The 25,531-nt window shown below is 51.6% G+C and carries 32 protein-coding genes; 13 read left to right on the top strand and 19 right to left on the bottom strand.

The window, feature by feature from the left end:
* Positions 1-321 precede the first annotated feature (321 nt).
* On the bottom strand, positions 322-1,200 hold the full coding sequence (hisG, locus tag GO013_RS13035) for an ATP phosphoribosyltransferase (protein WP_163811801.1): 879 nt from the start codon (positions 1,198-1,200) through the stop codon (positions 322-324).
* On the bottom strand, positions 1,200-1,574 hold the full coding sequence (gene hisI / locus GO013_RS13030) for a phosphoribosyl-AMP cyclohydrolase (protein WP_163811799.1): 375 nt from the start codon (positions 1,572-1,574) through the stop codon (positions 1,200-1,202). The genes hisG and hisI overlap by 1 nt, the downstream gene beginning before the upstream one ends.
* A 273-nt stretch (positions 1,575-1,847) precedes the next feature.
* On the opposite strand from hisI, the gene GO013_RS13025 reads away from it, so the two are divergent.
* Together GO013_RS13025 and GO013_RS13020 are read left to right on the top strand one after the other, a co-directional pair.
* Positions 1,848-3,011: a DegT/DnrJ/EryC1/StrS family aminotransferase gene (locus GO013_RS13025; RefSeq protein ID WP_163811798.1), complete on the top strand. Its 1,164-nt coding sequence runs from the start codon at positions 1,848-1,850 to the stop codon at positions 3,009-3,011.
* A complete protein-coding gene (locus GO013_RS13020; protein WP_163811796.1) occupies positions 3,012-4,013 on the top strand; it encodes a DUF3089 domain-containing protein in 1,002 nt (333 codons plus the stop codon).
* Positions 4,014-4,104: 91 nt separating this feature from the next.
* Here the strand turns inward: GO013_RS13020 and GO013_RS13015 are convergent, their stop codons facing one another.
* A complete protein-coding gene (locus GO013_RS13015) occupies positions 4,105-5,940 on the bottom strand; it encodes a cation-translocating P-type ATPase (RefSeq protein ID WP_163811794.1) in 1,836 nt (611 codons plus the stop codon).
* A gap of 143 nt (positions 5,941-6,083) precedes the next feature.
* Here GO013_RS13015 and GO013_RS13010 point away from each other — a divergent pair, with 143 nt between their 5' ends.
* Positions 6,084-6,509: a MarR family transcriptional regulator gene (locus tag GO013_RS13010; protein ID WP_163811792.1), complete on the top strand. Its 426-nt coding sequence runs from the start codon at positions 6,084-6,086 to the stop codon at positions 6,507-6,509.
* Between the two features lie 821 nt (positions 6,510-7,330).
* Here GO013_RS13010 and GO013_RS13005 read toward each other — a convergent pair.
* Complete coding sequence (locus GO013_RS13005; protein ID WP_163811790.1) at positions 7,331-7,546, bottom strand: hypothetical protein; 216 nt, start codon at positions 7,544-7,546, stop codon at positions 7,331-7,333.
* 275 nt (positions 7,547-7,821) lie between these two features.
* Here GO013_RS13005 and GO013_RS13000 point away from each other — a divergent pair, with 275 nt between their 5' ends.
* Positions 7,822-8,508, top strand: coding sequence for a response regulator transcription factor (locus tag GO013_RS13000; protein WP_163811788.1), 687 nt, complete (start codon positions 7,822-7,824; stop codon positions 8,506-8,508).
* Positions 8,509-8,675: 167 nt separating this feature from the next.
* Here the strand turns inward: GO013_RS13000 and GO013_RS12995 are convergent, their stop codons facing one another.
* The 9 genes from GO013_RS12995 to GO013_RS12955 all read right to left on the bottom strand — a co-directional run bounded on the left by GO013_RS12995 (position 8,676) and on the right by GO013_RS12955 (position 14,417).
* Positions 8,676-9,308 (bottom strand): redox-sensing transcriptional repressor Rex, encoded by a 633-nt coding sequence (locus tag GO013_RS12995; protein ID WP_163811786.1) that lies wholly within the window; start codon positions 9,306-9,308, stop codon positions 8,676-8,678.
* Positions 9,309-9,421: 113 nt separating this feature from the next.
* A complete protein-coding gene (locus GO013_RS12990; RefSeq protein WP_163811784.1) occupies positions 9,422-9,727 on the bottom strand; it encodes an ATP synthase F0 subunit C in 306 nt (101 codons plus the stop codon).
* A gap of 73 nt (positions 9,728-9,800) precedes the next feature.
* Complete coding sequence (gene atpB / locus GO013_RS12985) at positions 9,801-10,523, bottom strand: F0F1 ATP synthase subunit A (protein WP_163811782.1); 723 nt, start codon at positions 10,521-10,523, stop codon at positions 9,801-9,803.
* Between the two features lie 27 nt (positions 10,524-10,550).
* A complete protein-coding gene (locus GO013_RS12980) occupies positions 10,551-10,952 on the bottom strand; it encodes an ATP synthase subunit I (protein ID WP_203529598.1) in 402 nt (133 codons plus the stop codon).
* Positions 10,936-11,238: an AtpZ/AtpI family protein gene (locus GO013_RS12975; protein ID WP_163811778.1), complete on the bottom strand. Its 303-nt coding sequence runs from the start codon at positions 11,236-11,238 to the stop codon at positions 10,936-10,938. Before GO013_RS12975 ends, GO013_RS12980 begins: the two co-directional genes overlap by 17 nt.
* Positions 11,239-11,533: 295 nt before the next feature.
* Positions 11,534-12,817, bottom strand: coding sequence for a DUF3426 domain-containing protein (locus tag GO013_RS12970; protein ID WP_163811776.1), 1,284 nt, complete (start codon positions 12,815-12,817; stop codon positions 11,534-11,536).
* Positions 12,818-12,844: 27 nt separating this feature from the next.
* Positions 12,845-13,381, bottom strand: coding sequence for a hypoxanthine phosphoribosyltransferase (hpt, locus tag GO013_RS12965; protein ID WP_163811774.1), 537 nt, complete (start codon positions 13,379-13,381; stop codon positions 12,845-12,847).
* A gap of 17 nt (positions 13,382-13,398) precedes the next feature.
* Complete coding sequence (locus GO013_RS12960) at positions 13,399-13,857, bottom strand: N-acetyltransferase (RefSeq protein WP_163811772.1); 459 nt, start codon at positions 13,855-13,857, stop codon at positions 13,399-13,401.
* A 5-nt stretch (positions 13,858-13,862) separates the two neighbouring features.
* Positions 13,863-14,417, bottom strand: coding sequence for a TlpA disulfide reductase family protein (locus tag GO013_RS12955; RefSeq protein ID WP_163811770.1), 555 nt, complete (start codon positions 14,415-14,417; stop codon positions 13,863-13,865).
* Between the two features lie 335 nt (positions 14,418-14,752).
* Here GO013_RS12955 and GO013_RS12950 point away from each other — a divergent pair, with 335 nt between their 5' ends.
* The 3 genes from GO013_RS12950 to GO013_RS12940 all read left to right on the top strand — a co-directional run bounded on the left by GO013_RS12950 (position 14,753) and on the right by GO013_RS12940 (position 16,154).
* The gene (locus GO013_RS12950) at positions 14,753-15,121 is read left to right on the top strand and encodes a hypothetical protein (protein WP_163811768.1); all 369 of its coding nucleotides are present in this window, start codon (positions 14,753-14,755) and stop codon (positions 15,119-15,121) included.
* 130 nt (positions 15,122-15,251) lie between these two features.
* Positions 15,252-15,464 carry a hypothetical protein gene (locus GO013_RS12945; RefSeq protein WP_163811766.1) on the top strand — a complete coding sequence of 71 codons (213 nt, stop codon included), beginning with the start codon at positions 15,252-15,254 and terminating at the stop codon, positions 15,462-15,464.
* A gap of 273 nt (positions 15,465-15,737) precedes the next feature.
* Entirely contained in the window at positions 15,738-16,154 is a 417-nt protein-coding gene (locus GO013_RS12940) for a hypothetical protein (protein WP_163811764.1), read from the top strand.
* Here GO013_RS12940 and GO013_RS12935 read toward each other — a convergent pair.
* Positions 16,140-16,487, bottom strand: a complete 348-nt coding sequence (locus tag GO013_RS12935; RefSeq protein ID WP_163811762.1) for a TraR/DksA family transcriptional regulator — start codon at positions 16,485-16,487, stop codon at positions 16,140-16,142. The genes GO013_RS12940 and GO013_RS12935 overlap by 15 nt on opposite strands.
* Before the next feature lie 174 nt (positions 16,488-16,661).
* Between GO013_RS12935 and GO013_RS12930 the strand changes: the two genes are divergently transcribed.
* The 4 genes from GO013_RS12930 to metW all read left to right on the top strand — a co-directional run bounded on the left by GO013_RS12930 (position 16,662) and on the right by metW (position 19,919).
* Positions 16,662-17,105 carry a DMT family transporter gene (locus tag GO013_RS12930; RefSeq protein WP_163811760.1) on the top strand — a complete coding sequence of 148 codons (444 nt, stop codon included), beginning with the start codon at positions 16,662-16,664 and terminating at the stop codon, positions 17,103-17,105.
* Between the two features lie 121 nt (positions 17,106-17,226).
* Positions 17,227-18,084 carry a 4-hydroxybenzoate octaprenyltransferase gene (locus GO013_RS12925; protein WP_163811758.1) on the top strand — a complete coding sequence of 286 codons (858 nt, stop codon included), beginning with the start codon at positions 17,227-17,229 and terminating at the stop codon, positions 18,082-18,084.
* A 51-nt stretch (positions 18,085-18,135) separates the two neighbouring features.
* Complete coding sequence (locus tag GO013_RS12920) at positions 18,136-19,314, top strand: homoserine O-acetyltransferase (protein ID WP_163811756.1); 1,179 nt, start codon at positions 18,136-18,138, stop codon at positions 19,312-19,314.
* On the top strand, positions 19,314-19,919 hold the full coding sequence (gene metW / locus GO013_RS12915; protein ID WP_163811755.1) for a methionine biosynthesis protein MetW: 606 nt from the start codon (positions 19,314-19,316) through the stop codon (positions 19,917-19,919). The genes GO013_RS12920 and metW overlap by 1 nt, the downstream gene beginning before the upstream one ends.
* 3 nt (positions 19,920-19,922) lie before the next feature.
* Here the strand turns inward: metW and GO013_RS12910 are convergent, their stop codons facing one another.
* The 4 genes from GO013_RS12910 to GO013_RS12895 all read right to left on the bottom strand — a co-directional run bounded on the left by GO013_RS12910 (position 19,923) and on the right by GO013_RS12895 (position 22,167).
* Positions 19,923-20,150 carry a thioredoxin family protein gene (locus GO013_RS12910; protein WP_163811753.1) on the bottom strand — a complete coding sequence of 76 codons (228 nt, stop codon included), beginning with the start codon at positions 20,148-20,150 and terminating at the stop codon, positions 19,923-19,925.
* Between the two features lie 23 nt (positions 20,151-20,173).
* Entirely contained in the window at positions 20,174-21,253 is a 1,080-nt protein-coding gene (locus tag GO013_RS12905) for a permease (RefSeq protein ID WP_163811751.1), read from the bottom strand.
* A gap of 54 nt (positions 21,254-21,307) precedes the next feature.
* Complete coding sequence (locus tag GO013_RS12900; RefSeq protein WP_163811749.1) at positions 21,308-21,610, bottom strand: metalloregulator ArsR/SmtB family transcription factor; 303 nt, start codon at positions 21,608-21,610, stop codon at positions 21,308-21,310.
* A gap of 104 nt (positions 21,611-21,714) precedes the next feature.
* Complete coding sequence (locus GO013_RS12895; RefSeq protein ID WP_163811748.1) at positions 21,715-22,167, bottom strand: hypothetical protein; 453 nt, start codon at positions 22,165-22,167, stop codon at positions 21,715-21,717.
* Positions 22,168-22,343: 176 nt separating this feature from the next.
* Between GO013_RS12895 and GO013_RS12890 the strand changes: the two genes are divergently transcribed.
* Positions 22,344-22,802, top strand: coding sequence for an NfeD family protein (locus GO013_RS12890; RefSeq protein ID WP_163811746.1), 459 nt, complete (start codon positions 22,344-22,346; stop codon positions 22,800-22,802).
* Between the two features lies 1 nt (position 22,803).
* Entirely contained in the window at positions 22,804-23,826 is a 1,023-nt protein-coding gene (locus GO013_RS12885) for a stomatin-like protein (protein WP_163811744.1), read from the top strand.
* 268 nt (positions 23,827-24,094) lie between these two features.
* On the opposite strand, the gene GO013_RS12880 is transcribed toward GO013_RS12885, so the two are convergent.
* Positions 24,095-25,519 (bottom strand): transferase, encoded by a 1,425-nt coding sequence (locus tag GO013_RS12880; protein WP_163811742.1) that lies wholly within the window; start codon positions 25,517-25,519, stop codon positions 24,095-24,097.
* Positions 25,520-25,531: the final 12 nt, after the last annotated feature.

The following is a 25,531-nucleotide window of genomic DNA, read 5'->3' as shown; positions in this document are numbered from 1 at the left end:
CCATCGACCAAGGAAGAAATTCGGATACAGGACAACCTGGGAAATCATTGAGGAGCAGGGACTTGCCGGGGTGTTAAGTTTGGTTTGACAATTTGCCCCCAACAAAAAAACGGCCCCCGCCGGGAGGGCGTGGAAGCGGTTCGGGTGCGCAGCACCCACCCTGGCTCCGCGCCAAAGGCGCATTCTTTTTCTTCTCTTCTCTTCTTTCCAAAAAAAGCATCGCCGCTGCAAGCGGCATCCTCTCTTCAATCAAAAAAGACCGAAAGAAGTCACACTTCTTCCGGCCTTTCAACTTAATGAAATAAAAAACAGGGTCAGTCGCTAGATGACCTTGTTCAACGGATACTCAATAATACCCTCTGCCCCAAATTCGACAAGACGGGGAATCAGATTACGAACAACCTTCTCCTCCACCATAATCTCGACTGACAACCAGTTTGAATCCTGCAATTCAGCCACTGTCGGCGAATTCAGGGAAGGCAACGAACCGTTGAGATCAGCGAGCTTGTCCTTGGGCAGGTTCATCTTGAGTCCCACCATTTTCTCGGCTTTCAAGGCTCCCTGCAACAACAGATTAATCTCTTCAATGAGCTTGCGCTTCTCGGGATCTTCCCAGGCCGCCTTGTTGGCAATCAACTGCGTGTTGGTCTGCATCAACTCGGCGATAATCCGCAAGCCGTTGGCCTTGATCGTCGTGCCGGTCTCGGTGATTTCCACAATACCATCACACAAATCCTCGACAACCTTGGCTTCGGTCGTGCCCCAGGAAAAAGAGACATCAACATTGATATTCTGCGATGCAAAATATTCCTTGGTGAAGCCGACCAGCTCGGTGGAGATCTTCTTGCCGTCCAAATCCTCAGGACGCTTGTACGGGGAATCTCCCTTCACGCACAACACCCAGCGGGCCTTGCTGTTGGAAACCTTGGAATAAATCAGATCGTCCACAATAACGACATCCGATTTGTTTTCCTTGATCCAGTCCATTCCAGTCAAACCGACATCAAACGTGCCGTTTTCAACATACATGGACATCTCTTGCGCACGGGCCAGAGAGCATTTGATACGATCATCGTCAATATCGGGGAAATAATTTCGATTGTGCAGCTTGATGTTCCAACCGGCTTTCTTGAACAGCTTCAATGTTGCGTCTTGCAAGGAACCTTTGGGAACACCGAGTCGAAGGAATTGATCAGACATTATTTATATACCTCTTTGGGATCGAAAACGATGGGAGAACACTCTGTGACCTCGCCATCCTTGAGTTCACGGAAAAAGCAGGAACGGTAGCCCTTGTGACAGGCCGCTCCGCCGATCTGGTCGATGAGAAGCACCAAGGTGTCGTCGTCGCAATCAATGCGGATGGACTTCACCTTCTGAGTATGGCCCGAGGTACCGCCCTTATGCCATAGCTCATTACGGCTACGGCTCCAATAATGGGCCTCGCCGGTTTCCAGGGTTTTATCCCATGCTTCTTCATTCATATACGCCATCATCAGGACTTCGCCGGTCTCGGCGTCCTGCGCAATGGCGGGGATCATTCCGTCCATTTTTTCGAAATCTGGTCTGATCATTTGCGGTACCTCATATCAGAACGTTACATATGCGACCCGGGATTGGGCCGGATGGGTTACATAGCGAATGACCATGCAAAGCGCAACTCTACGAATGCCACTATTTACGGAATTGGAACATATCCCCCTTCTTTTCATCAGAGGTTCCACCCATTTTGCCAAATGGGTGACTTCCGACGTTTCCCTGTCATCGACCTGCAAACGTCCATTTACCCCCCGAAGGATATCTGATATTTCTCCCTCAACAAAACCCATTATAAGGAGAATACGAACATGCCCGTTCGTTCAAAAGATAACTTTCTGGTCTTCGGCGCTCCGCTCATTGAACAACCTGAAATCGATGAGGTCGTGGCGTCCATGAAATCCGGCTGGCTCGGTACCGGCCCAAAAGTCGCCCAATTCGAAAAGGACTTTTCCGCCTATCTCGAATCAGGTCATGCTGCGGCGTGCAACTCCTGCACAGCAGCCCTGCACCTGAGCCTGGTCGCCCTCGGGCTTGAACCCGGCGACGAGGTCATCACTACACCGCTCACCTTCTGCGCTTCGGTCAACGCCATCATCCACGCCGGAGGCACCCCGGTCCTGGCGGACATCAATCCCAGAACCATGAATATCGACCCGGATTGCATTCGGGAAAAGATCACAAGCAAAACCAAGGCGATCCTCCCTGTCCACTTTGCCGGACGGGCGTGCGACATGGACGCCATCATGGCCATTGCCGAAGAATACAATCTCAAGGTCGTCGAAGACTGCGCCCACGCCATCGAAACGACGTACAACGGACAACATGCCGGAACCTTTGGCGACTTTGGTTGTTTCTCGTTTTACGTGACCAAGAACATCTGCACAGGTGAAGGCGGCATGGTCGTGGCACGGGAAGAAGACGATATTCAAAAGATCAAGGTTCTCGGGCTGCACGGCATGTCCGCCGATGCGTGGAAACGGTTCTCGGATGACGGCTACAAGCACTATGAAGTGATCCACGCCGGATTCAAATACAACATGATGGACCTTCAGGCCGCCATCGGCATCCATCAGTTGAAACGAGTTGAAAAGAATTTCATTCGCCGCTGTGAAATATGGGACAGATATCAAAAAGCATTCAGCAAACTGACCGTCGGTCAACCTGCGCCGGAAGAACCGGGCACACGGCATGGCCGGCATCTGTATACATTAATGCTCGATCCGGTTCCGTGTGGCATAGACCGTGATGAATTCCTCATGCGCATGACCAAACAGAATATCGGCACCGGCGTGCATTATCTGGCGATTCCGGAACACCCATACTATCGGGAACAATACGGCTGGAAACTGGAAGACACCCCACACGCCGTGGCTTTGGGCCGACAGACCGTCAGCCTGCCGCTGTCCGCAAAATTGACGGACGATGACGTGACCGACGTGATCGAAGCCGTCAAAATCTGCCTGGAGGATTAAATGATTCGATGTCTCGCCTCAGGCGTCTTTGCCAGCTTCGTTCTGACCCTGCTGACGACATTCGCCGTGGCCGGGACATCACTTCCCCCTTTTGACGCAACAGATGTGCCGCACGCACCGGACTATGCAGACCGTGCGTGCTGGCTCGTCCAACCGTCTGCTCCAGACGCGCACCCAGTGGATGTGTTCTGGGTCTATCCTACTGTGCTTCATGACGATGTCCACTGGCTCATGCCGGTTGACAATGATGAATTACGCACCGCCGCAACCACCTCGCTGACGACTCAGGCCAGTGTCTTTTCCGGACAGGCCAATGTGTACGCACCGTTGTACCGTCAAATGAACATGGCCGCACTTTCGCTCCCGCACGCGGAGACTGAAACCCTGATTCAATTTGGCAAAGACGACATTCGACAGGCTTTCACCTATTATCTCGAACACCTCAACAATGGCCGGCCCTTCATTCTGGCAGGACACAGTCAGGGATCGGAAATCCTGACCGAACTCATGGTCGCTTCCTGGGGAAAATTTGGGTGTGAGAACCGACTCGTGGCCGCGTATCTCATCGGTTGGTCGGTCACCCCTGACGACCTGGCCGCCAATCCGGCATTGGCTCTGTGCAAAAACGCCACGCAAACACGATGCATCGTCACATATAATACGGTCGCACCGGGCAGACAAACCGTCGCCCCAACCATTCGACCGGGTGCCCAGGTCACCAACCCACTCAGTTGGGCCACGAACGACATTTTTGTTCCAGCCAAACAAAACCTCGGAGCGGTTTTCTTCGCCGCCGACGGCACACCGACCACGGTGCCACATTTCACGTCCGCCCAGATTCTCGAATCCGGACTGGTGGTGCAGCCGCTCGATCCTGAACTCGTCAACTCAGACTTGGTGTCCTTTCCCAAAGGGGTCTACCATTTCTATGATTATTCGCTCTTCTACGAAAATCTGAAACAAAATGTACACGACCGAATTCAGACATTTTCCCGACAGTAAGGGAAAAGACAAAACCACCCTTTCCACTTAAAAAGGGAATGACACACAGGTCATTCCCTTCAATAGAGACAAAAACGAACACCGCCGTGCTCTATTCTTTGGTGAATCGAATGGACGCGGCCAGTGAGACCACGAGAATGGACCCGACATTATGTGTCACCGCTCCCCAAATAGGGGTCAGCAATCCAGAAGCACTGGCGATGATCGACACGAAATTGATCGCAAAACTGAGCAGAATATTGAGCTTGATGATACGGGACATTTTTCGGCTGAGCCGCACCAGAAACGGCAGTTGATCCAGACGATCATTCATCAGGACGATATCAGCGGTTTCCAGAGCCACATCCGCACCACGAAGGCCCATGGCAATGCCGGTCGAAGCGGCCTTGAGCGCGGGGGCATCATTGATACCGTCGCCAACATACACGACCGTCCCCTGAGTGTATGACGTAATTTTTTCGAGTTTTTCATCCGGCTTCTGACCAGCGTAAAATCGCTCGATCCCCACCCTTTTTGCAATACTGGCCACCGATGACGTTTGGTCTCCCGAAATGATGGCGAGATCATCGATACCCTGGGCACGCAGCTCTTCCATGGCCTTCAACGCGCTGGCCCGAGGACTGTCCTGCAAACTGATACTTCCTGCCCGTTTTCCATCAATACGGACATCCACAATGGTATACCCGGAGTCATCAACGTGCTCGCTAGTCACAATTTCCACCAAACGACCATCAACAAAACCGCTGATCCCCCGTCCCGCATCCGTGACGATATTTCCGGCCACTTCGAATCCGATGTCCATGGATTCCGCTTTTTTCACAATGGCGATTCCCAACGGATGCAGGCTCCCTTTTTCAACAGAGGCCGCCAGTCTCACGATTTCCACTTCATTCCACCCATCGACAGGAGAGACCTCCACGACTTCGGGATCACCCTCGGTAATGGTGCCGGTTTTATCAAAAAAGAACCCTGATGAGGGCGCAATATTCTCTAAATACCGACCGCCCTTGACAAGAATACCGGATTTGGCGGCTCGTCCGATGGCTGCCACCGTGGAAACCGGACTGGCCAACAAAAAGGAACACGGGCACCCAACAATGAGCACGGTGACGGACCGTTCGATATCGCGGGTAAAAATATATGTCAGCGCGGCAAGGGACACAATGATCGGCGTGAACCACATCGCGTATTTGTCCACGATCTTTCCACTTTCGGTTTTCTGCTGTTCAGCTGCTTCCACCATTTGAATGATCCGGCCGATGGTGGCGTCCTTGCCCACACGATCAGCCCGAATTCGAACGAAACCATCCACGCAGCCGGTTCCGGCGTAGACCTCGCTGCCAACATCCTTGGTCACCGGAATGGATTCACCCGTGATGGAGGCCTCATTCACTGCGGTCCTGCCTGTCAGAATGGTCCCATCCACCGGAATCGTCTCACCAGCACGAATGATCAGTGTGTCCCCTTCCCGTACATCCTTCACAGCCCGAACAACTTCCTCACCATCCACGTCCACCACAGCGGTCTCGGGCGTCACTTCCACCAACGCCCGAATGGAACTCCTCGCACTGTCACTCACGGCCTCCTCAACCAACGCGCCCAGCACCATAATCGCACTGACAATCGCTCCTTCAAGATAATTCCCGTTCAAAAGACACGCGATGATTGCAATGCTGACCAACTCATCAACATTGATTTCCCGCTTCCAAAGCCCCTGAATCGCCTCCCAGATGATGGGCAGGCCATTGACCGCAATGGAGACAAGCAACAACAAGCTTCCCCACGACACCGCAGGAACGCCCGGGAAGGCACTATCCCTGAAAAAAAACGCCACTGGAATGAGTGAAGCTCCACCTACAACCTTGAAAAAATCTTCAGAGCGAAAAAGCTCCCCGTAGACGTTCAGCTCGCTATTGCGGCCAATCATTGTTGACTCCGTTTAGTTTGATTGTCAAAGTGATTGGACAAGACCTAGCATCAGTATATTTTGAATGTCAAACTATTTGAAGATAGAATTAAAATATCGACGTCCAACGGATGTTGAACAACCGTCTCTTCGCAGGATATTTCATGAAAGAATCTGAACTGTCTGGACTGATTGTCGAATTTTTTGAAAGGCTTTCCGCATGGGAGGATGATGCCGTGCAGGGAAGTGGCTTGACCACAGCACAAAATCACATGATTGAAATTGTCGGTCATTCAGGGGCGATCAAGATGAAAGATCTGGCCGCCAAGGTCGGTGTGACCACGGGCACCTTAACTGTGGCTGTGGATCGATTGGAAAAGAAGCATCTGTTGCAACGTGTCCCGCACCAGACGGACCGGCGATCGTATCTTATCCAATTGACCGAGGCAGGACATGCCGTATTTCACAAGCATCACGCCCTGCATCTTGAGTTGACCCGAACCATGCTCGACAAATTGACCGAACACGAGGCCAAAGATTTCAAACACATTCTCGAAAAACTCATGGACACGTTCCACGCCCACAACTAACCCGCCCTCGCCAGTGTGGTGTGGTGGGGAATGTCTCCGACGGCCAGAGGGGAACCTCTTGGAAGAGGTTCCCCTCTGGACTCCCCTCCAGAACTTTTTAACGCGCCTTCGGCGAGGTCCTACGACATCCATCGAATGAGATTGAAGAAATAGAACGAATAAAAGAAAAGAGAACTAACGGAAAAAGAGAGTTATACAAAAAAACATGTTTTACGCTCTCTGAATAAAGTCTGTAAAAAATACAATCTTTTACAACGTACTCCCATATGCGGCACAAAGAAATACTACCGACAGCCCTCGCGAAGCGACCCAAAAAGTTTAGGAGAGTCCAGAGAACCCTTTTCAAAGGGTTCTCTGGCAGGTCCAGGACAGCGTCCTGGTCTCGCTGAAAGCGCCCCCCGGGAGGGCTGGAAATGTCTCCGACGGCCAGAGGGGAACCTCTTGGAAGAGGTTCCCCTCTGGACTCCCCTCCAGAACTTTTTAGCGCGCCTTCGGCGAGATCCCACGACATCCATTGAGTGGGATTGAAGAAATAGAACTAATGAAAAAAAAGAGAACTAACGGAAAAAGAGAGTTGTACAAAAAAACATGTTTCACGCTCTCTGAATAAAGTCTGTAAAAAATACAATTTTTTACAACGTACTCCCATATGCGGCACAAAGAAATGCTACCGACAGCCCTCGCGAAGCGACCCAAAAAGTTTAGGAGAGTCCAGAGAACCCTTTTCAAAGGGTTCTTTGGCAGGTCCAGGACAGCGTCCTGGTCCCACCGAAGGTGACCCCCGGTAGGGCTGGTCTCGCTGAAGGTGATCCCCGGGAGGGCTAGCAGTTGTGGAAGTCCTTGTTGATGTAGAAACAGAGGTCGAAGAGATTTTGGACCATTTCATCGGCGATTTCTTCGGTATCGGCGGAAGTGGTTTCAACACTCACTGTCTTGTTGACTATTTTCGAGAAGAGCATACCGATCAGCTGGTCGTCATACAGAGTCCAATACTTGTTGCCAGAAGGAAATTTTTTGTCAAATCCATGATAATACATCGCGAGGTGCTCCCTGATATCTGTGTCATTGCAAAGGTGTTACAGACTGTATCGGCAGGATGGAGAAAGTGCTTTATGGACATGGCTGATAAAACACTTTTGATGGACTTGATCATGCGTGAATTCGCAAGAAAGTGGCATAGTTTTGAGAGTGGACTACGGGCAGAAAGCACAACAGAAAGGCGAATAATTTGCCAAATTGTCGCACAGATGTCACACTCTCACGGAATGGCTTAGGGTATATATCACCCGAATGACAGTCAAAGGAGCCAAGAGTGTCAGCACAGAAAATATTGGTCGTTGAAGATCACAGAGACACGCGGGAACTGCTCAAATACAATCTGTCGGCAGCGGGATTTTCTGTTGCAGCGGCGGAGGACGGGCAACTGGGACTGGAACTTGCTGATGCTTTCAAACCGGATCTGATCCTGTTGGACCTGATGATGCCGGGCACAGATGGATTGGAAGTGTGCCGTCATCTTAAAGGTGACCCTGGCCTGGCCCGCATCCCGGTCATTATGCTGACGGCCAAGGGGGATGAAGTTGACAAGATCGTCGGTCTCGAACTGGGTGCCGATGACTATGTTGTCAAACCGTTTTCACCGCGAGAACTTATCTTACGGATCAAGGCGATTCTTCGCCGCGCAGGCGCACCGGAACCAAATGCACCGAAACTCTGGGAGCGGGAAGGACTCAAAATCGATTTCGAAGCCCATCAGATAAAGATTGACGGTCAAGAAACACCATTGACGGCCACGGAGTTCAAACTGCTGACAGTGCTGATTGCCGGTGCGGGAAAAGTTCAGACCAGAGACAATTTGCTGGATACGGTGTGGGACACCCATTTTGAAGGATATTCACGGACAGTGGATACCCACGTCAGACGACTTCGCCAAAAAATCGAACCATATGCTTCTTGGATTGAGACGATCCGGGGGGTAGGATACCGTTTCAAGGCATAATTCTGCTGCTGCATCCCGTAAAAGCCTCCTGACAGATGTCCGGCGGCTAGTACGTTCACAGTATACCCTCACTCTCTGGCACCTGCGTTCAGATGCCACAAAAAAAACACGCGTTTCCCCACTCTTCAAACACACAACACGTGCGACGAAGAAAAGAAAAACGACAGTTAATCGTTGCCGAGAGTGATTTGAAAAGCGATCGAGTAGAGATGATCGAAGAAATCGACATACTCTACGGGGATATGCTTCGGTACGTTGATACGAGAGGGGGCAAAATTGATGATTCCCCGGATATTGGCATCGACAAGATGGTTCGCGGCACGCTGAGCGCGATCCGGCGGGGTTGCGATAATGCCAACTTCGAGGTTCAAATCAGGGGCCTGCTCTTTCAAATGCGTTGGACAGACAATTTCCATGCCTTCAAACTCCAATCCGATCTTGTCAGGATCACAGTCAAAAGCTGCACAAATTTTAAATCCACGTCGTTCGAAATCGTGATGACGCAAAAGGGCACTGCCCATATTGCCAACGCCGATAAGAGCGCATTTCCATAACCGGTCAATACCAAGGGACTGCTTGATTGAAGTAATCAGTTCTTGAACGTAGTACCCAACACCACGCACACCGAACTCACCAAAATAGGCAAGATCTTTTCTGATTTGCGAAGAATTGACGGAACAGGCACGAGCCAGCTTCTCGGAAGAAATAACTTCGTTGCCATCGCGCAACAAGTTTTCGAGAACCTGGATATAGACAGCCAGTCTGCCAATAGTCGCTTTAGGAATGTGTTCGCTTTTCATTGTTCCTTGTCTCTTGCCACTCCAAAAAGGTGGCAAACATAAAATGCCTCAAACATTGATAGAGTAAAAAGGGAGGCCGAAGCCTCCCCGATATATATTTCTTCAGTCGAAAACTAGACGACGAAGAGCAGGATCAAGTTAACAACCAAGGCGTAAATAGCCAGGGATTCGATGAATGCCAGGCCAAGAATCAAAGTGGTGGACAGCTGTCCGCCAGCTTCGGGGTTACGAGCGATACCTTCGCAGCAACCTTTCACGCCCATGCCCTGACCGATACCGCAGAGACCGGCAGCGATGCCCATGCCGATGGCAGTGGCGTATGCTTTAGCAGACATGACAGCAGGATCGCCAGCAGCGAAAGCAGTGGAAGCAACCAGAACCATGGCCATAGTGGTGAACAAAATCTTCGTGATTTTCATTTTAATCCTCCAAATGGATTACGTAATATGTTTTGGTCCAAGGACCATTTCCCCAAAATTAAGCGAGCGGCTCTTAATGAGCGTGCTCAGTCGCACCTTGCAGATACAGCATCGTCAGCATGAAGAAGATGAATGCCTGAATGGTTTTCGCCAAAATGAACAAGAAGTACATGGGCAGCGAACCGACAACGGGCGCCAGCATGAACATCAGGATCAGAACGATTTCCTCGCCTCGAATATTTCCGAAAAGACGAAGTGTCAGGCTCAAGGGACGAGCGAGATGCGAAATAGGCTCAAGGATCAGCATGAGCGGTGCCAAGGCAGGGACCGGACCCATGAAGTGTTTGATGTACCCGAAGCCCCATTTTTTAATACCCACAAACTGATAGAAACAGAACACGATGATCGCCATTGCGGCGGGAGTGTTGATGTTTGCAGTCGGAGCATCACAGCCAGGAACAAGACCAAGCCAGTTCATCCCGAGGATGAAAATAAAAATCGTGCACAACAGCGGCATGAACTGACGCCCCTGTTCGCCGACATTGGAAACAACAAAATTCTCAAGGCCACCGATGATGGTCTCGAAAAGATTCTGAAGGCCACCGGGAACCAAACGCAAACGGCTGCGAACAAGCAGCCCGAGAGCAAGGATGATAGCCATGACCAACCACATGTACAAGACGTGGTTAATGCTTTCGACTCCGAGCCAGTGTTCTACACTGGTACCCCAATGGCCAATGCTTTTGAGCATATCCATATACAAGAGAGGATGTGCCAATCCACCTGCAAAACCCATATCCAAGCCTCCTTAAAAGCAACTCGGCTAGTTTTCCCCCAACTGACGCAACCCGGTCACGGTGATGTTGACCACCACGGTTCCAAGTCCACAAATCAGCCCCCAATGGGGAACATGTTCAACTCCTATCAGCCACCAAAGGGCCAGCCCGCTCAGAGTCATCTTTGCCATGAATATTATAAACAGTAAAAATGGACCTCGTTTTTCGTTGTACACCAACGTCTGGGTCACGCGGGCAAGCGTCCAGAAATTGACTAGGGCGATAATCGCCCCCGCAGAATATGCAAGAGACCATCGGGAAAAAAATGTCACCAGCACGATCACTAGAGAGGTCCCCAGCGACACGTAAATCTGATTGCGGACAACAAGACGGACGTCTGGCTTGGGAAAGCCGCTCTTGACGAGCACTCGTTCAAGCCATTGGTTCATCCTGTCCAGCACCTTTTTCACCTTCCTGTTTCAAAGAACGTGCTTTCTTTGCCTCTTCACGCCTCTGGAGCTTTCTGAAATCCTCAAAAACCATCTTGAATCCGGCAACAACCCCGACGAAAAAAAAGATCATTATCAACCAGGGTTTGGTTCCGAAATAGTCATCCAGAAAGTACCCGATAGTGAGTCCGACGATGATCGCCGATACAATGTGTAATCCCATTGTTCCGGCTGTTCCACCCAATTGGGTGATTTGCACCAATCGATCGTCTTTTGAAAAGAGCATGTTCATGTCCCGTGAAAGTTGTTATCGGCCATTTCCACGTCAATTATACTTGGAAACGGCAATTCGTGCAATCCTTCACAAGTGGTGGAGAAGTAGCATAGCCCGTCGATTGCCGTCAATGGCTTTTTCAGAAAATACCGCTGTCTCACCACATTTTTACCGCGCTGAAAACAACATGCTTTGCAGCCGGTTGCAACAGTTTTCTACGCTTTCACCAAAAATCACAAATTTTTCACCAATACCCAACTAGAAAGGGAGGATGTTACCATCCTCCCTGTACAAAATATCATTTTTTCTATTCAGGATCGCCTACATCCACGACCTTGACCATGAATTCTTTAATACCCTCCGGCGGCTCGAAAAAAACCGCCATGAATGGAGTCGATGCATCAGGTCGAATAAATGTATTGTTCGACAGCACACCAACATCGCTGGCTAAACCGTCTTCGATCTCCTTCCGAGTCTGCACTTGCAATTGGAACCGAGACAGCACGTTGCCACACAAAAAAGCCTGTGAAGTCAAAATGTTGTTTGTTTCATCATACAAAAGGACCTCGACCTTGACCAGTTCTTTCGCCGTGACAAATTTGTTCACAGCCTTGCCTTCGACAACAAACAAATTTCCAACCTTTTCGTTGGGAACGTAATATTGCGTGACATTCTGCAACTCGATCTTGCGAACGCGTTCTGCCGGGGATTCACCTGGCGCGGTATCTTGTCCACCGTCGGTCTCTTCCGTGAACAACTGTCCCACAAACGGCACATTCTTGAGCATGTCGCCCACATCAATACCAACATAGGTCCAGGCCTTGAAATAGAAAATTCCACCAGCGGCAAGGACAATCACCAGTAAGGTAATCAGGCACCCCAGCGACTTATTGTTCCTGGGTTGCGAGTCTTCTTCGATAGTGAGCGTCTCGTCGAAAACACTGTCGTCTTCATCGTCGTCATCGATAAAGAGATCGTCGCCGTCTTCGGCATCGTCATCATCATCGTCCGCATCTTCAAACAAATCCGTGGACTCGTCGTCCTCATCACTCTCATCATCCAAACCGGCAAAAATATCCTCGTCTTCACCAATAGACGGTGACGGCGCAGAACCTTCGTCCGGGTCGGGCAAAGATGCTTCGGCATCATCAAAAAGATCGTCCGTATCCGGCAGATCATCTGTATCAACGGAGTCGTCGGGAGTGTCCGCCGAATCCGACGGAAGATCAAACCCGGCAAAGGGATCATCCTGCGGTTCGTCCGTGGACGAATCATCACCAGTCGGCTCATCTGAAATCTCGTCACCCTGCTCTTCCGGGACCTCGGCATCCCCAGAGGGCACCTCTTCCGAAGGAGCCTCACCTGCGGCGACATCCTGAAAAGCCTGGTCAAAAGCATCCCCGGCCTGCGTCTCTCCACCCTGCCCATCTTCATCGAGGAGTGCTTCCACTTCCTCTTCAGGCGTGACCGGCGGAAGTTCGGCCTTGAATACTTGCGCGCACTTGGAGCATTTGACCTTGGCTCCACCCGCAGGAATTTTATCGTCGGGCAGATTGTATCGGGTCTCGCAATTCGGGCAGGTGACGATCATATTTCGATCTCCAGAAAATCCGGTTGGTTAGTTATCGGAAGCCGTGGACAATTCATAAATTCCATCAAGCTCTCGGTATCGCTCGGCATAGTCCAAACCATAGCCGACAATAAACCCGTCGCTCAACTTGAAACCGGGAAAATCGACGCTCACGCCCAGTTCCCGTCGCTCATGCTTATCAATAAGTGCACAAATTTTCAAACTCTTTGGATTTCTCCGTCGCAAAACATGCAAAAGAAAATCCATGGAATGGCCGGTATCCACGATATCTTCGATGACAAGCACGTCCTTGCCTTCGATGGAAACTTCCAGGTCCTTGGAAAAAACAATGTCTTCGGACCTGGATGTGGCGGTCCCGTAACTGGCCAGACGGACGAAATCGACTTCAATGTCGCGATCGATCTTTCGGATCACATCGGCAAAAAAGAGGAAGGCACCCTTGAGCACGCAAATGCAGACCAACGGGCCGTCACCGTCATAGGATTCCGTAATTTCACGGCCCAAAACCTCGACGCGCGCAGCGATTTTTTCTGCGGGAATAAACGGTGTCAATTTGTGTGGCATCGTAACTGTATCTTATTTTAGAGATTAATTGTCATAGCGACTTCGTTGCAATGGTCGGGGAACCTCGGACAGTTCATGCAGTCGATGAAAATCTTCTGGTTCAAATTTTCCATGCCTTCCTCGACAAAGCCGAGGTGTGCAAAGAAACTGGTTTCCTCGGTCAAGGTGTAAACCTTGTGGATTCCAAGAGCCACGGACTCCTCCAAACAGGTTTCCACCAATCGTCGGCCCAACTGCTTGCCTCGATGCACGGGAAGGACCACCAGAGAACGAATCTCTGACAGATTTTCCCAAATCAGACTGAGGGCACAACACCCGATAACAGCGTCGTTTTCATCCACGGCGACCACAAAGTCGCGCAGGTGCGAATACAACTGACTGAAGGACCGGGGGAGGACCAATGCGTCATGTTCATCGGTATGCATGAGCAAACCGTGAATGGCCTTGACATCATTTATACGAGCCTTGCGAATCATGAAACCTACTGTTCTGTGAGTTTTTTGACCATGGCGACCAGCATGGAGTGAGGGAAAACACCGGCCTGTGCAAAGATCTGCTTTCCGGTCGTGTCGAAAATAACCATGGTGGGAATGGCCTCCACCTTGTACTTGGCGGCAAGAGCCTGGTCGCCCCAGTACACGGGCAGATCGATACTGCCCTTGCTAAAGAATTTATCCAGATTCTCCACGCGTTCATCCACGGACAAGGCAATGATATTGACCTGTTCACCGTGGGTTGCGTGCAACTGTTCCAGTTCGGGAAGTTCCTTTTTACAGGAGGGACACCATGTGGCCCAGAAAAACACCATGGTCGGCTTGCCGGTATTGGCGGCGAGGAACGCATCCAGTTCCGCCACGCCCATGAACGGGTATGAACCGTTCGAGGGTGAAACTTTCAGCTCAGGCTGAGACGCGGTTTGCGACACGGTCTTCTGACCGGACTGATCAGCCTCGGGCTTGGTTTCGGATTCGTTTGAGCAAGCCACCAATGCCAACGACAGGGCCAGGACGATGAAAATCCTCTGATATATCTTCATAATTCACCTCTGTTTCGTTGAAAGAACCAGCATAGCAGAGTTGGTTCTCAAATAAAAGCCTTGGACACATGGGCAAAGGGACACTGGAACCGTTCTTTTCACCGCACAGACAGGCCCCCTGTCAAGTTGATTTTTCATACCGATCCAATGCTTTTACCTTACATTCACCGACATTTCCCATTTTTCACGAAAACCGGGGCTATGCTGCACACGAGGTTCGGGGAACGGCCCCGGACACGCATCCCGGTTCAAGGGGTGGGCATCGGGTCCACCCCTTTTTCCCCAACCGGAAACATGGTAAAGATTCATCAATGCGCTCCGTTCGGTCGTATTTTGTGAGATTCGAATCAGGTCTTGCCGGAGCAGCGACCATCAATGCAGGGATTGGCACTCTCGCCGCTGCCGGAGCCGGAGCTGCCGCAGCTGGTCCAAAAGTCATCGCAGCCGCCCCCACACTGATTCGACAGGGGAAGAATCTGGCAAAGGCCGTAACAGGAAAGGGGAAAGACATTGTCCGGTCCGGAACGGATTTGGTCAAAACCAACCCTGACAAAATTGACAAGATCGGACGTATTGGAAACGACCTCTTTAATAAAAGTCTTCCTGCTGAAACGGCAGAAGGACAAGGGATTACGACAATATATAAAATAGGGGAAAAAGCATATGACTCCTTCAACAAAAAAAAGAGGGAAACACAAAAATAGAAAAGTAGATATCCACATGCTCTGTGGAGCAATTGTGAGTCTGGGCTTAGCAATCACAATGATATTGGATTGGGGATATTGCTGGAAACTCACTGACCTTTGCTGGGAGTGGGGAGAATATCATCTTGAAATGGGATTGTTCTGTGCCGCCGTCGGCATATTCATGACCATCATGGCCTTTCGCAAAGGCCAGCGAGAGTATGTCGCAGTGTATATCTGTCCCGAATGCGAGACAGCCTATCCCGCTGCCGAGGTGCCGGACAAACGCTGTCCCCGATGCACTGTTCCACTGGAACCCCTCACGGGCTTTTATGACCGGCACCCGGATTTGAAAGAGGGATGAGACGTGAAAGCCAGGCCAGCCTCACCGTTATCTTCTGTGCGGTCTTTTGCCAAAGTCATCCGCCATTGCGAGACAAGAACCTGTCCCTTTCTTGTCTCTTTTCTTGTCTGCCTGTTGGCCCTTCTGATCGCACCTTGTACTTCAAGTGCAGAGCATGATCTGTGCTGTTTTCTTGGCCCCAAACCAGGAATCACGCTCCTTTTTCGGAATCCAAACGGCATGACGCTCACCGTCTGGTCCCAAAAGGGACCAAATCCAGCAATGCTGACGGTTATGGAAAAGCTTACTTTCGGTCCCAATACATTGACAGAAAAGACACATCCTCACGCCAAGAACCTTCAATCGTTCAGCAGTCAATATACGCTTCTGGCTCGTGGCAGCCAGCTCCTGATGAAAACCCAAAAGGGAGTGGTTGTTCTGGTGGATTTTTCGACAGATGAATGGACTGTTCCGGTCTTCTGCCTTGGAGATATATCAATCACCTCCCCTTTGGCTCTGTGTCGTATTGTTGAAGAAAAAACCGCGTTGCTTTTTGGACACGAACGCACCGTTCTCACTGTTCAAAGTCGACTGCCCTCTCCAATTCCGGGAATTCTTCCCCAAACATGGACCGTGGTTTCAGGACTCGGGCTCGTCACCAAAGGTGATTTCAAATTGGTCAAAATTAACACCCCATCAGGCGCACCGTGACAACCCGTTCTCGGCATTGGCCTGACACGTCACACACAATCGGGCCGAGGGGTGGGCCATGAGCCGGGCCATGCCAATGGGATCGCCGCATTCCTCGCACATTCCATAGTCGGTTTCGCTCAGACGGCGCAGGGCGGCTTCCATCTCACGAATCCTGGCCACCCGCCGCCGCTGCATGGTCACGCTCATGCCGTGTCGGGCCAATTGGGAAGCGAAATCCATATCGTCCGGACAATTCTCGACAGTCAGACCGTGCTCCATGTCCGCCCCGACCACCATTTCCAACCCATGTATCAAGTATTTTCGTATTTCCCGTTTCTGTGTGCCGGTCATACCGATCCTCCCTGTTTGGATTGATTCGATCCTTTTGTATGGATTTCAAACAAGGAATGGGTGCCGCTTGGGTGACAGATCTCACACGATTTTGCGCAATTCCGTTCCCAAAGCCATAGACGATTGACCGAAACAACGATAAACTTCCCGCAGACAAACCACATTGGAGCCATCATGAAATGGATGTTCGTCGTGTTCGCACTCGTGGCCGGTGCATTGATGCCGGTCCAGGCTGGCGTCAATTTGCGTCTCAAGGAATCGTTGGGAGACCCCATCTGGGCAGCGGCGGTTTCGTTCGCCGTGGGCACGCTGGGCCTGTTCGCTTATGGGCTCATATCCAAAGCACCCATCCCGACACCGGGCATGATCGTGTCCGCCCCGGCATGGGCATGGACAGGTGGCCTCTTTGGTGGATTTTTCGTCTTCGCAATCATCGTGCTGGCCGGACAGCTCGGGGCCGCGACCATGATGGCCTGGCTTTTGGCCGGACAATTTCTGGCCGCAATACTGCTTGATCATTACGGACTCATCAGCTTCAACGTCCACATGATTTCCTGGCAAAGAATCGTCGGTGTTCTGCTCCTGATTACCGGGGCAACGCTGATCAACAAATATTGATTCCCCGCCGCAGAACACGCGGTCCACTGACTTCAGGGGAACATTCAAGACAGGCCACACAGGCAAAAGGGTCGCTTTCACGAGGTGTTCGCCCTTTTTACCTGAAAGCCGGAGGTATGACATGAAAATATGGAAGAATTTTGGCACGGTGTGCCGGATGATTAAAATCGAACACTCGATCTTTGCCCTGCCCTTCGCGTACATGGGCGCGTTTCTGGCCGCTGACGGCTGGCCCGGAACATATAATCTGCTCGTCCTGACCGTGGCCATGGTCGCTATCCGCTCGTTTGCCATGGCCTTCAATCGGTACGCGGACCTCGACATTGACCGCGAAAATCCACGCACCCAAAAACGGGAACTGGTCACCGGCGAACTGTCCACCAGCTTCACCCTGATGTTCATCCTCACCGCCGCCGTCGTTTTTATTATCGCGTGTGCGCTCATGAACCCGCTCTGCCTGAAACTCTCGCCGCTGGCATTGATCATGTCGTCCTCATACAGCTTCTGCAAACGGTTCACCCATTGGTGTCACTTCGCTCTCGGTTCCGTCCTCGGACTGGCTCCGGTCGCCGGATGGCTCAGTGTGGACCCGACCGTCACCCTGCCGGCCATCCTGCTCTTTTTCGGCGTGACACTGTGGACCGCCGGTTTCGACCTGCTCTACGCCAGTCAGGATGCAAAATTCGACAAGGAACGCGGACTCTATTCCATTCCAGCCAGACTCGGCATCCCTGCCGCACTCGGCATCTCCACCCTGAGCCACGCCATTGCCGCCGCCTTTTTCCTGCTCGCGGGATGGGCTGCCGGACTGGGGACCATCTATTTCATCACTGCCGTCGCCATTGGCGTCATCCTGATGGGCGAACACCTGCTCGTCAAACCGGATGATATGCGACGCGTCAACGTCGCCTTTTTCACCATGAACGGTGTTGTGGCCGTGGCCTTGTTCATTGGAACGATCGTTGATATTTTCGCATAAAATGCATGCCCACCATTGACCGCCAGACCGCTCTCCCGTATTTTCTCGGGCATGAGCGAATACATTGAGCACAATGCCCACGGGCCTTCCGTGGGACTGGTCGTCAAGAAGACCTTCATCTTTGATGAAAACGGGGCGGGGCTGACATTCGATTCGGGTCGAACCCTGCCTTCGGTTTCGCTGGCCTATGAGACCTGCGGGACATTGAACGAAGACAAATCCAACGCCATCCTCGTGTGCCACGCCCTGACCGGCGACTCACACATGGCCGGATATTATGCCGAGGAAGACCCGAAACCCGGCTGGTGGGACCTGATGGTCGGGCCGGGCAAGCCGCTTGATACGAACAAATATTTCATCATCTGCTCGAACACCATCGGTAGTTGCATGGGATCAACCGGTCCCATGACCATCAATCCGGACACCGGCCAGCCGTATGGCACAAGTTTTCCAGTCGCGACTATCGGCGACATGGTCCGTTGCCAACGGGGATTGATCGACCATCTGGGCATTGACACCCTGTTGGCCGTGGTCGGTGGTTCCGTGGGCGGAATGCAGGTTCTGGAATGGTCCGTGCGGTATCCCGATCGGGTACGGGCCGCCCTGCCACTCGCCACCACCACCAAACACTCGGCCCAGGCCATCGCCTTCAATGAAGTCGCCCGGCAGGCCATCATGGCCGATCCCACATGGAATCAGGGTAACTACTATGAAACGGGCCGTCCCGAACACGGATTGGCCGTGGCCCGCATGGTCGGGCACATCACGTATCTGTCTGATGAGTCCATGCGCCAAAAATTTGATCGACGCCTTCAGGACAGGGTGGAACTTTCCTTCGATTTCGAAGCGGATTTTCAGGTCGAAAGTTACCTGCGATATCAAGGCAACAAATTCGTGGATCGATTCGATGCCAACTCATTTTTGTACCTGACCAAGGCCGCCGACTATTTCAATCTGGAAAACCAATACGGCGACGGTTCGCTCGTCGCGGCATTTTCCCGCGCATCCTGTCGATATCTCGTCATCTCCTTTACCTCGGATTGGCTGTATCCGACGTATCAATCAAAAAACATGGTCAAGGCCATGAAAAAGAACGGATTGGATGTGAGCTTCTGCGAAATCGAAGCACCGTGGGGACACGATGCATTTCTGTTGCCCAACGACCGGCTCAATGGCCTGTTGTCAGGCTTTCTCAATCGGGTGAATTCCGAAATTCAAAAGGACACATAATGCGATTTGACCTTCAAGTCATTGCTTCATGGATAGAACCGGGCAGCAAAGTCCTTGACCTCGGCTGCCGGACCGGCTCGCTGCTCAGCTACCTGACACGGGAAAAGGACATTGTCGGAACCGGCATAGAGATCGACGAGGACGCGGCCGGTCAGGCCATTGCCAAGGGATTGTCCGTGATTCACGGCGATATCTATGAAGAACTCGAAGACTACCCGGACAACGCCTTTGATTATGTCATCCTCTCCCAGGCTCTCATGCAGGTGACAAATCCGGCTATTTGCATACGGGACATGTTGCGGGTCGGCAAACTCGGCATTGTCTCCTTTCCGAACTTCACCCATTACAAGAACCGGCTCCAGATGTTCTTTACCGGACGGGCACCCGTTTCCAAAGAGTTGCCCTATGAATGGTACAACACCCCGAATATCCGGGTCATTCCCATCACGGATTTTCTGCACTTCTGCAAAAACATGAACGTCCCCATCGTCAAGGAAGTCGCCATATCGACGTACCACCATGACGAAAAGGGACGGGTTATCACCTTTTTGCCCAACCTCTTTGCCACGTTCGGCATTTTCATGTTGGGCCAAAGTGAGGCATAGGGTTTACAACCAGCTCAAGACATCTTTCTTACTCGGCGCCTTGCCAACGACCTTGACCTCGCCGTCGATCACCACGGCAGGCGTCGCAAAAATCCCGTGCTTGGCGATCTCCTGAAAATCAGTGACCTTTTCGATCGAGGCATCCACACCGGCTTCGGCAACGGCCTCGCGCACGGTCTTTTCCGCCTGCTCACACTTGGCACATCCCGGACCCATGACAAGAATCTTCATATTTTCCATCCTTTTGTTCTCAATTACACGATTGCGTTGAAAAGATATCCGACAGCAAGGATACCGCTGCCGACCACCGCGATGAATATGGCGATAAGCCGGGGTTTCAGCACCTTGCGCAAAATGACCATCTCAGGGAACGACAGGGCGATAACAGACATCATGAAGGCCAGCACAGTCCCCAGAGCCGCGCCCTTTCCAAGCAGGGCCTCGACCACCGGAATGATCCCGGCGGCATTGGTGTACATGGGAATGCCCAGAATGACGGACAAGGGCACGGACCACCACGCCTCGTCTCCCATGATCCCGGCGAGCTGACCTTCCGGCACATAGCCATGAATGAGTGCTCCGGCGGCAATGCCAAGGACCACGAACTTCCAGACCCGTCCGGTAATATCCTTGACCGAACTCAACGCATATTCGAACCGGCCAGGCCAGGTCATGGCGACATCCGAAGCGGCTTCACCAGCCCGAATTTCCTTGACCCAATCCTCCACATGCGCTTCGAGTTTCATCCGTCCAAGCACCCATCCGGCCACCACGGCAATGGTGATACCCATCACGAAATACAAAGCCGCGACTTCCCACCCCAGCAGACCATACAGCAAGACCAGTGCGATCTCGTTGACCATGGGCGCAGCGATGAGAAAGGAAAATGTCACCCCAAGCGGAATCCCGGCGGTCATGAACCCGATGAACAGCGGAACAGCCGAACACGAGCAGAAAGGCGTGACCACCCCGAGCAACGCGGCCAACACATTGCCGACCGATTCCCGCTTCCCGGCCAGAAAACTCCGGGTCCAATTCACAGTCACGAACGACCGCAAGATACCGACAAGAAAAACCACCAAGATCAAAAGCAGCAAGACCTTCGGCGTGTCATACACAAAAAACTGCACGGCCGTGCCAAAATGACTTGTCGCATCCAGGCCAAGCAGGGAATACGCAAACCAGTCCGCAAACCGCGAAAGCTGACTGTATATCCCGTACCAAACAGCCAAAGCCACGATCCCGATCACCATATATTTCATAACCCCATTCCGAGCGTTTCCCGGCTCGGGACAGGACTGGCAGTCACACTGCGTTTTTTCAGATAAAGCCATGGGCTTCCCTCCCTCTTCATTTGGCCTTTTCGCCAAATGATAATGAAAAAATTTTTACTTATTCGCCGCCAAAACTGATTCAATACACTGGAAAAAATTGAGCACACAAGGGACTTTCAGCCGATAATAGACATTCTTGCCCCGCTTCTCGTCTTCCACGATCCCAACTTTCTTGAGCACCGCCAGATGCTTGGAGACCGTCGAAATATCCGCCCCCACCAGATCACGCAAATCGCATACGCACCGTTCCCCACGGGACAATTCGTCGATCATTATCAGCCGCGACGGATGTGCCATGGCCTTGATGACATGTGCCCGCTCTTCAAATTGGCGGAGGGTGACGAGATCCTGTTTCATACTCAATGCTCCATGTTGTTCATTTGGCAATATAGCCAAGCATTCGTCAAAGTCAAGAAAGAAAAATCAATTGGGCTCGATTTCATCCCGAAAATCAGTGGAGGTTATTCAAAGGAAGGGAGCAGGACAGCCTTACCATGCGTATATTCCACCCGGGCTGGGTCCTTGCGAACAGCATAGTTCAACTCAGGGGTCAACAGAGTAAAGCTGGTAATGGCCCCACCGTCGGACGAGACCGTGACATAGACCTTTTGGCCGACTTTTGGTTTAAGATAGATGATCCCCTCGGACCGTTTCTGCCAGGCATAATTGAGTATCTTGCACGCACCGACAAAGACCTTGGGAGTATATGGAGTCAGGGCGTACACCCGTTTGAAAGAGACATGCGTAAAGGTACCATTGCGGGTTCCGCTCACCCTGCGAAGTTTTGAAATCGTGGCAATGGCCTTGATTTCAGAATCATGGGCCATCATGGCCAGATAGTCCGGTTCGTTCGCCAAAGCGGGAATCGCCGCGAGAAACAGCAGTAGCCCTGCGAGAAAAATACGAAATTTCATAGTATATTTGTATGTTTATGTGTCTTTTAAAAGTTCGAGGGGGAAACGGTATACCACCCGGCACGGTTTCGCAAGCCTGAGAAAACCGCTGCACATGCTCATATCATGGACAGTCGTGTTCTCATCGACAAACCTGTTCCGAAAAGGTATGAATCGAGTTCCAATCAGGAGGGTTCATGGACTATTTCAACTCAATGGAAAACATACTCTGGCTGATCTGGCTGGGCATTGGCGTCTTCTTCCTTGTGGCAGAATTCGTGATGCCCGCCTTTATCGTGATTTTTTTTGGTGTGGGAGCAATCATTGCCGGTATTTCGGCTTTTTTCGGGGTTTCTCTCCAAATGCAAGTCCTCATTTTCGTCATTGCATCCCTGAGCCTGATTCTCCTGCTGCGAAAGACCATGGCCGCGACCTTTTCCGGACAATCCGCTTCGGAAGAAGAGACCGACACTGCCATCGGGGCATTGTGCGAAGTCGTGGAGGCCATTGATCCGCCTCAGCCGGGACGAATCAAATACCTGGGTTCATTCTGGTCGGCTCAGTGCGACGTCCCTGTGGCTATCGGCGACATGGTCCGCATCAGCCAACGCAATCCCAAAGACCCCAACGCGTTTATCGTAACAAAGGAGCATTGAAATGGATCCAGCAACATTGACATCGCTTGTCACGGTTATTGTCTTTGCAGTGATCGTGGTCACCCTGCTTATCAAGACAGCGGTGATCGTTCCGCAAAAAAGCCAATTCGTGGTAGAACGACTCGGCAAATATTCCAAAAGTATTGGTGCGGGCCTGCACATCCTGATCCCCTTCATCGACAAGATCGCGTACAAACGCAGTCTCAAGGAAGAGGTCATGGATATTCCGGCCCAGAGCTGCATCACCCGGGACAATGTGTCCGTGACCATTGACGGCGTGCTGTACATCCGGGTCATCGACGCAAAAATGTCCTGCTATGGCATTGAAAATTATTATATCGCCGCCTCCCAACTGGCACAGACGTCGCTCCGGTCCGCCATCGGCAAGATCGATCTGGACAAGACCTTTGAGGAACGCGAGACCATCAACGCCTCGGTTGTCCAGGCCGTTGACGAAGCCGCCCAGGAATGGGGGGTCAAGATCATGCGGTACGAGATCAAGGACATCACCCCGCCCAGCACGGTCATGAACGCCATGGAACAGCAGATGAAGGCGGAACGGGAAAAACGTGCGGAAATCGCCATCTCCGAAGGTGATCGCCAATCCCGCATCAACCGAAGTGAAGGTCTGAGACAAGAAGCGGTCCAGATTTCCGAAGGTGAAAAGCAGAAACGCATCAACGAAGCCCAGGGACGCGCCCAAGAAATTCTTCTGGTCGCGGACGCCACGGCCCAGGGACTGCAAAAGGTGGCCGAAGTCATCAACCTCCCGGGCGGTGCCGAAGCCATGAACCTGAAGGTCGCCGAACAATACATCGACGAATTCGGCAATCTGGCCAAGGAAAACAACACCATGATTATCCCGGCCGACCTCGCCAACATGGGCGGCATGGTGGCCACGGCAACGGAAATCATCAAGAAAACATCGGCCACGCCGACACATGCTCCCAAAAAAGCGGCCAAAAAACAGCCCGCAGCGACACAGGGAACCCCCAAATCAGTGGGTGGATTCGCCGTCGAATAGGGAAATCTCCCCAAATAAAAAAAATCCCATCACCTCAAAGTGATGGGATCTTTTTTACATGAAATATCATTTCATCACATCGCCACAGACCACATTTCCCCGAATTGTTCCTCATCAAAGGTGACAATGGGTTTCCAAAAGACTCTAGCCCTTTGGCCGCCAGAGGCGAAATCACCTGACACTTTCGCCGCAGACGGTTTCCTCATCTGATTTTCTCAACGCCCGAAAACACCCGACGGCGAGACACTTTTTTTCTCGAAAACGAAATCTACCGATTCCCGACGACAATTGCCGGAAACATGGCTTCTTCTTCACCTGCGAGATAGGGCTGAAATAAGTTGTATGAAACGCTTTGAGTCTTTTGGGCATGGCCACGGGTTGCATCATTCCCGTCATAATAGGCACCATTTTCCTGCAAGATGTGCTCAATACGACGTTGAAATCCCTTGATAAAAGCAGCCCCGTCCCCATTGAAAACAAGCGCACCGAGACGCAATTCCCGTTGTTTGGAAAAATCATCCAGACTCATGCTGTGGGATGCGAGATCTTCCTGGGTCCGAATGTATCCCCAGACAATCATTTTTTTCGGGATATCAAGCGGCTCAAGCGCGTCGATAATCGTGTGTGGCATGACGATTGTCCCGGCCCCAACCAGAATTTTCCTGTCAGCTTCACCATGAAGAAACGAATTGAATCCGACAAAAACCTTTTCTCCAAGTTCCACGTGAATGAGCTTGCCGCCATGAGCAATCACATCCATCGCTTCCAGCTTCGAATCAACGATAAAACAATTTTCCTGCGCATTCGAACCGTTACCGAGTGTCGCGTTCTCCAGACACGCCCGTTGCGCCACCAGACAATTGTCTCCCAGATGGCTCTCGCCCTTGACCACGGCATACCGGCTCAAAAAAGCACTCTCCGGCACCGGCACAGGACTTTCGAAAGCCAGGGAATCATACATGGGCAAAAAATCACTCCGACGTTCCCTGACAAAATCCGAGAATTCACCGGTCAACTGTCCCTTGCTGTCAAAGGTCACATACCGATCAATAATCTCCGGGTCGTGCATGTAGTCGAATTCGAAAACCCCGGGCTGATGAATCCACACCCGACCGGACTGAATCGTCTGTCGAGACAAATCACCAGCCTGCACATACGCGAAATCGCCCAGCACACAATTATGCAGGACAGACAGATCCGCAGTTGCAAAGGCACCGAGATACGCCCCTTCCGTGGTTGTCCCATGAATATTTGAATAATGCATGGCCACGGTGTTGAGAATACGAAAATACTCGGGAATTTCAGGATTTTGAGAATTATTGTGAATCAGGGTCTTGACCAGAAAGCTGTTGACGATCTGGATAATCTCATCCTGATATAACTCCGTTCCAAGCCCACCAAAATACGCGACCGCCCCTTTGGGCTTCAGCTCGTCCCCGCGAATGTCGCTCTTGAGAACGACTGACCGATCAACCTCGCACTTTCCGAGAAAATACGATCCTCCCAAGTTGCTTTCCTGAAAACGAAAGTACCAGGGATGGTCAATTGAAAGGGCATAATACGCATAATACTGCGTCAGCTTGTCAGTTCTGATCGACTGCCGAACAGCGGGTTCGACATCACGACCAATGGGTTTCAGATTCACATTCACCCGTGAGATAATATGATCGACAAGACGTGCAATGCTTTTCATCATTCTCTCCTT

This window comes from Pseudodesulfovibrio sp. JC047 (genome assembly GCF_010468615.1).
Lineage (GTDB): Bacteria > Desulfobacterota > Desulfovibrionia > Desulfovibrionales > Desulfovibrionaceae > Pseudodesulfovibrio.
This window is presented reverse-complemented; position numbering and strand designations above follow the sequence as displayed.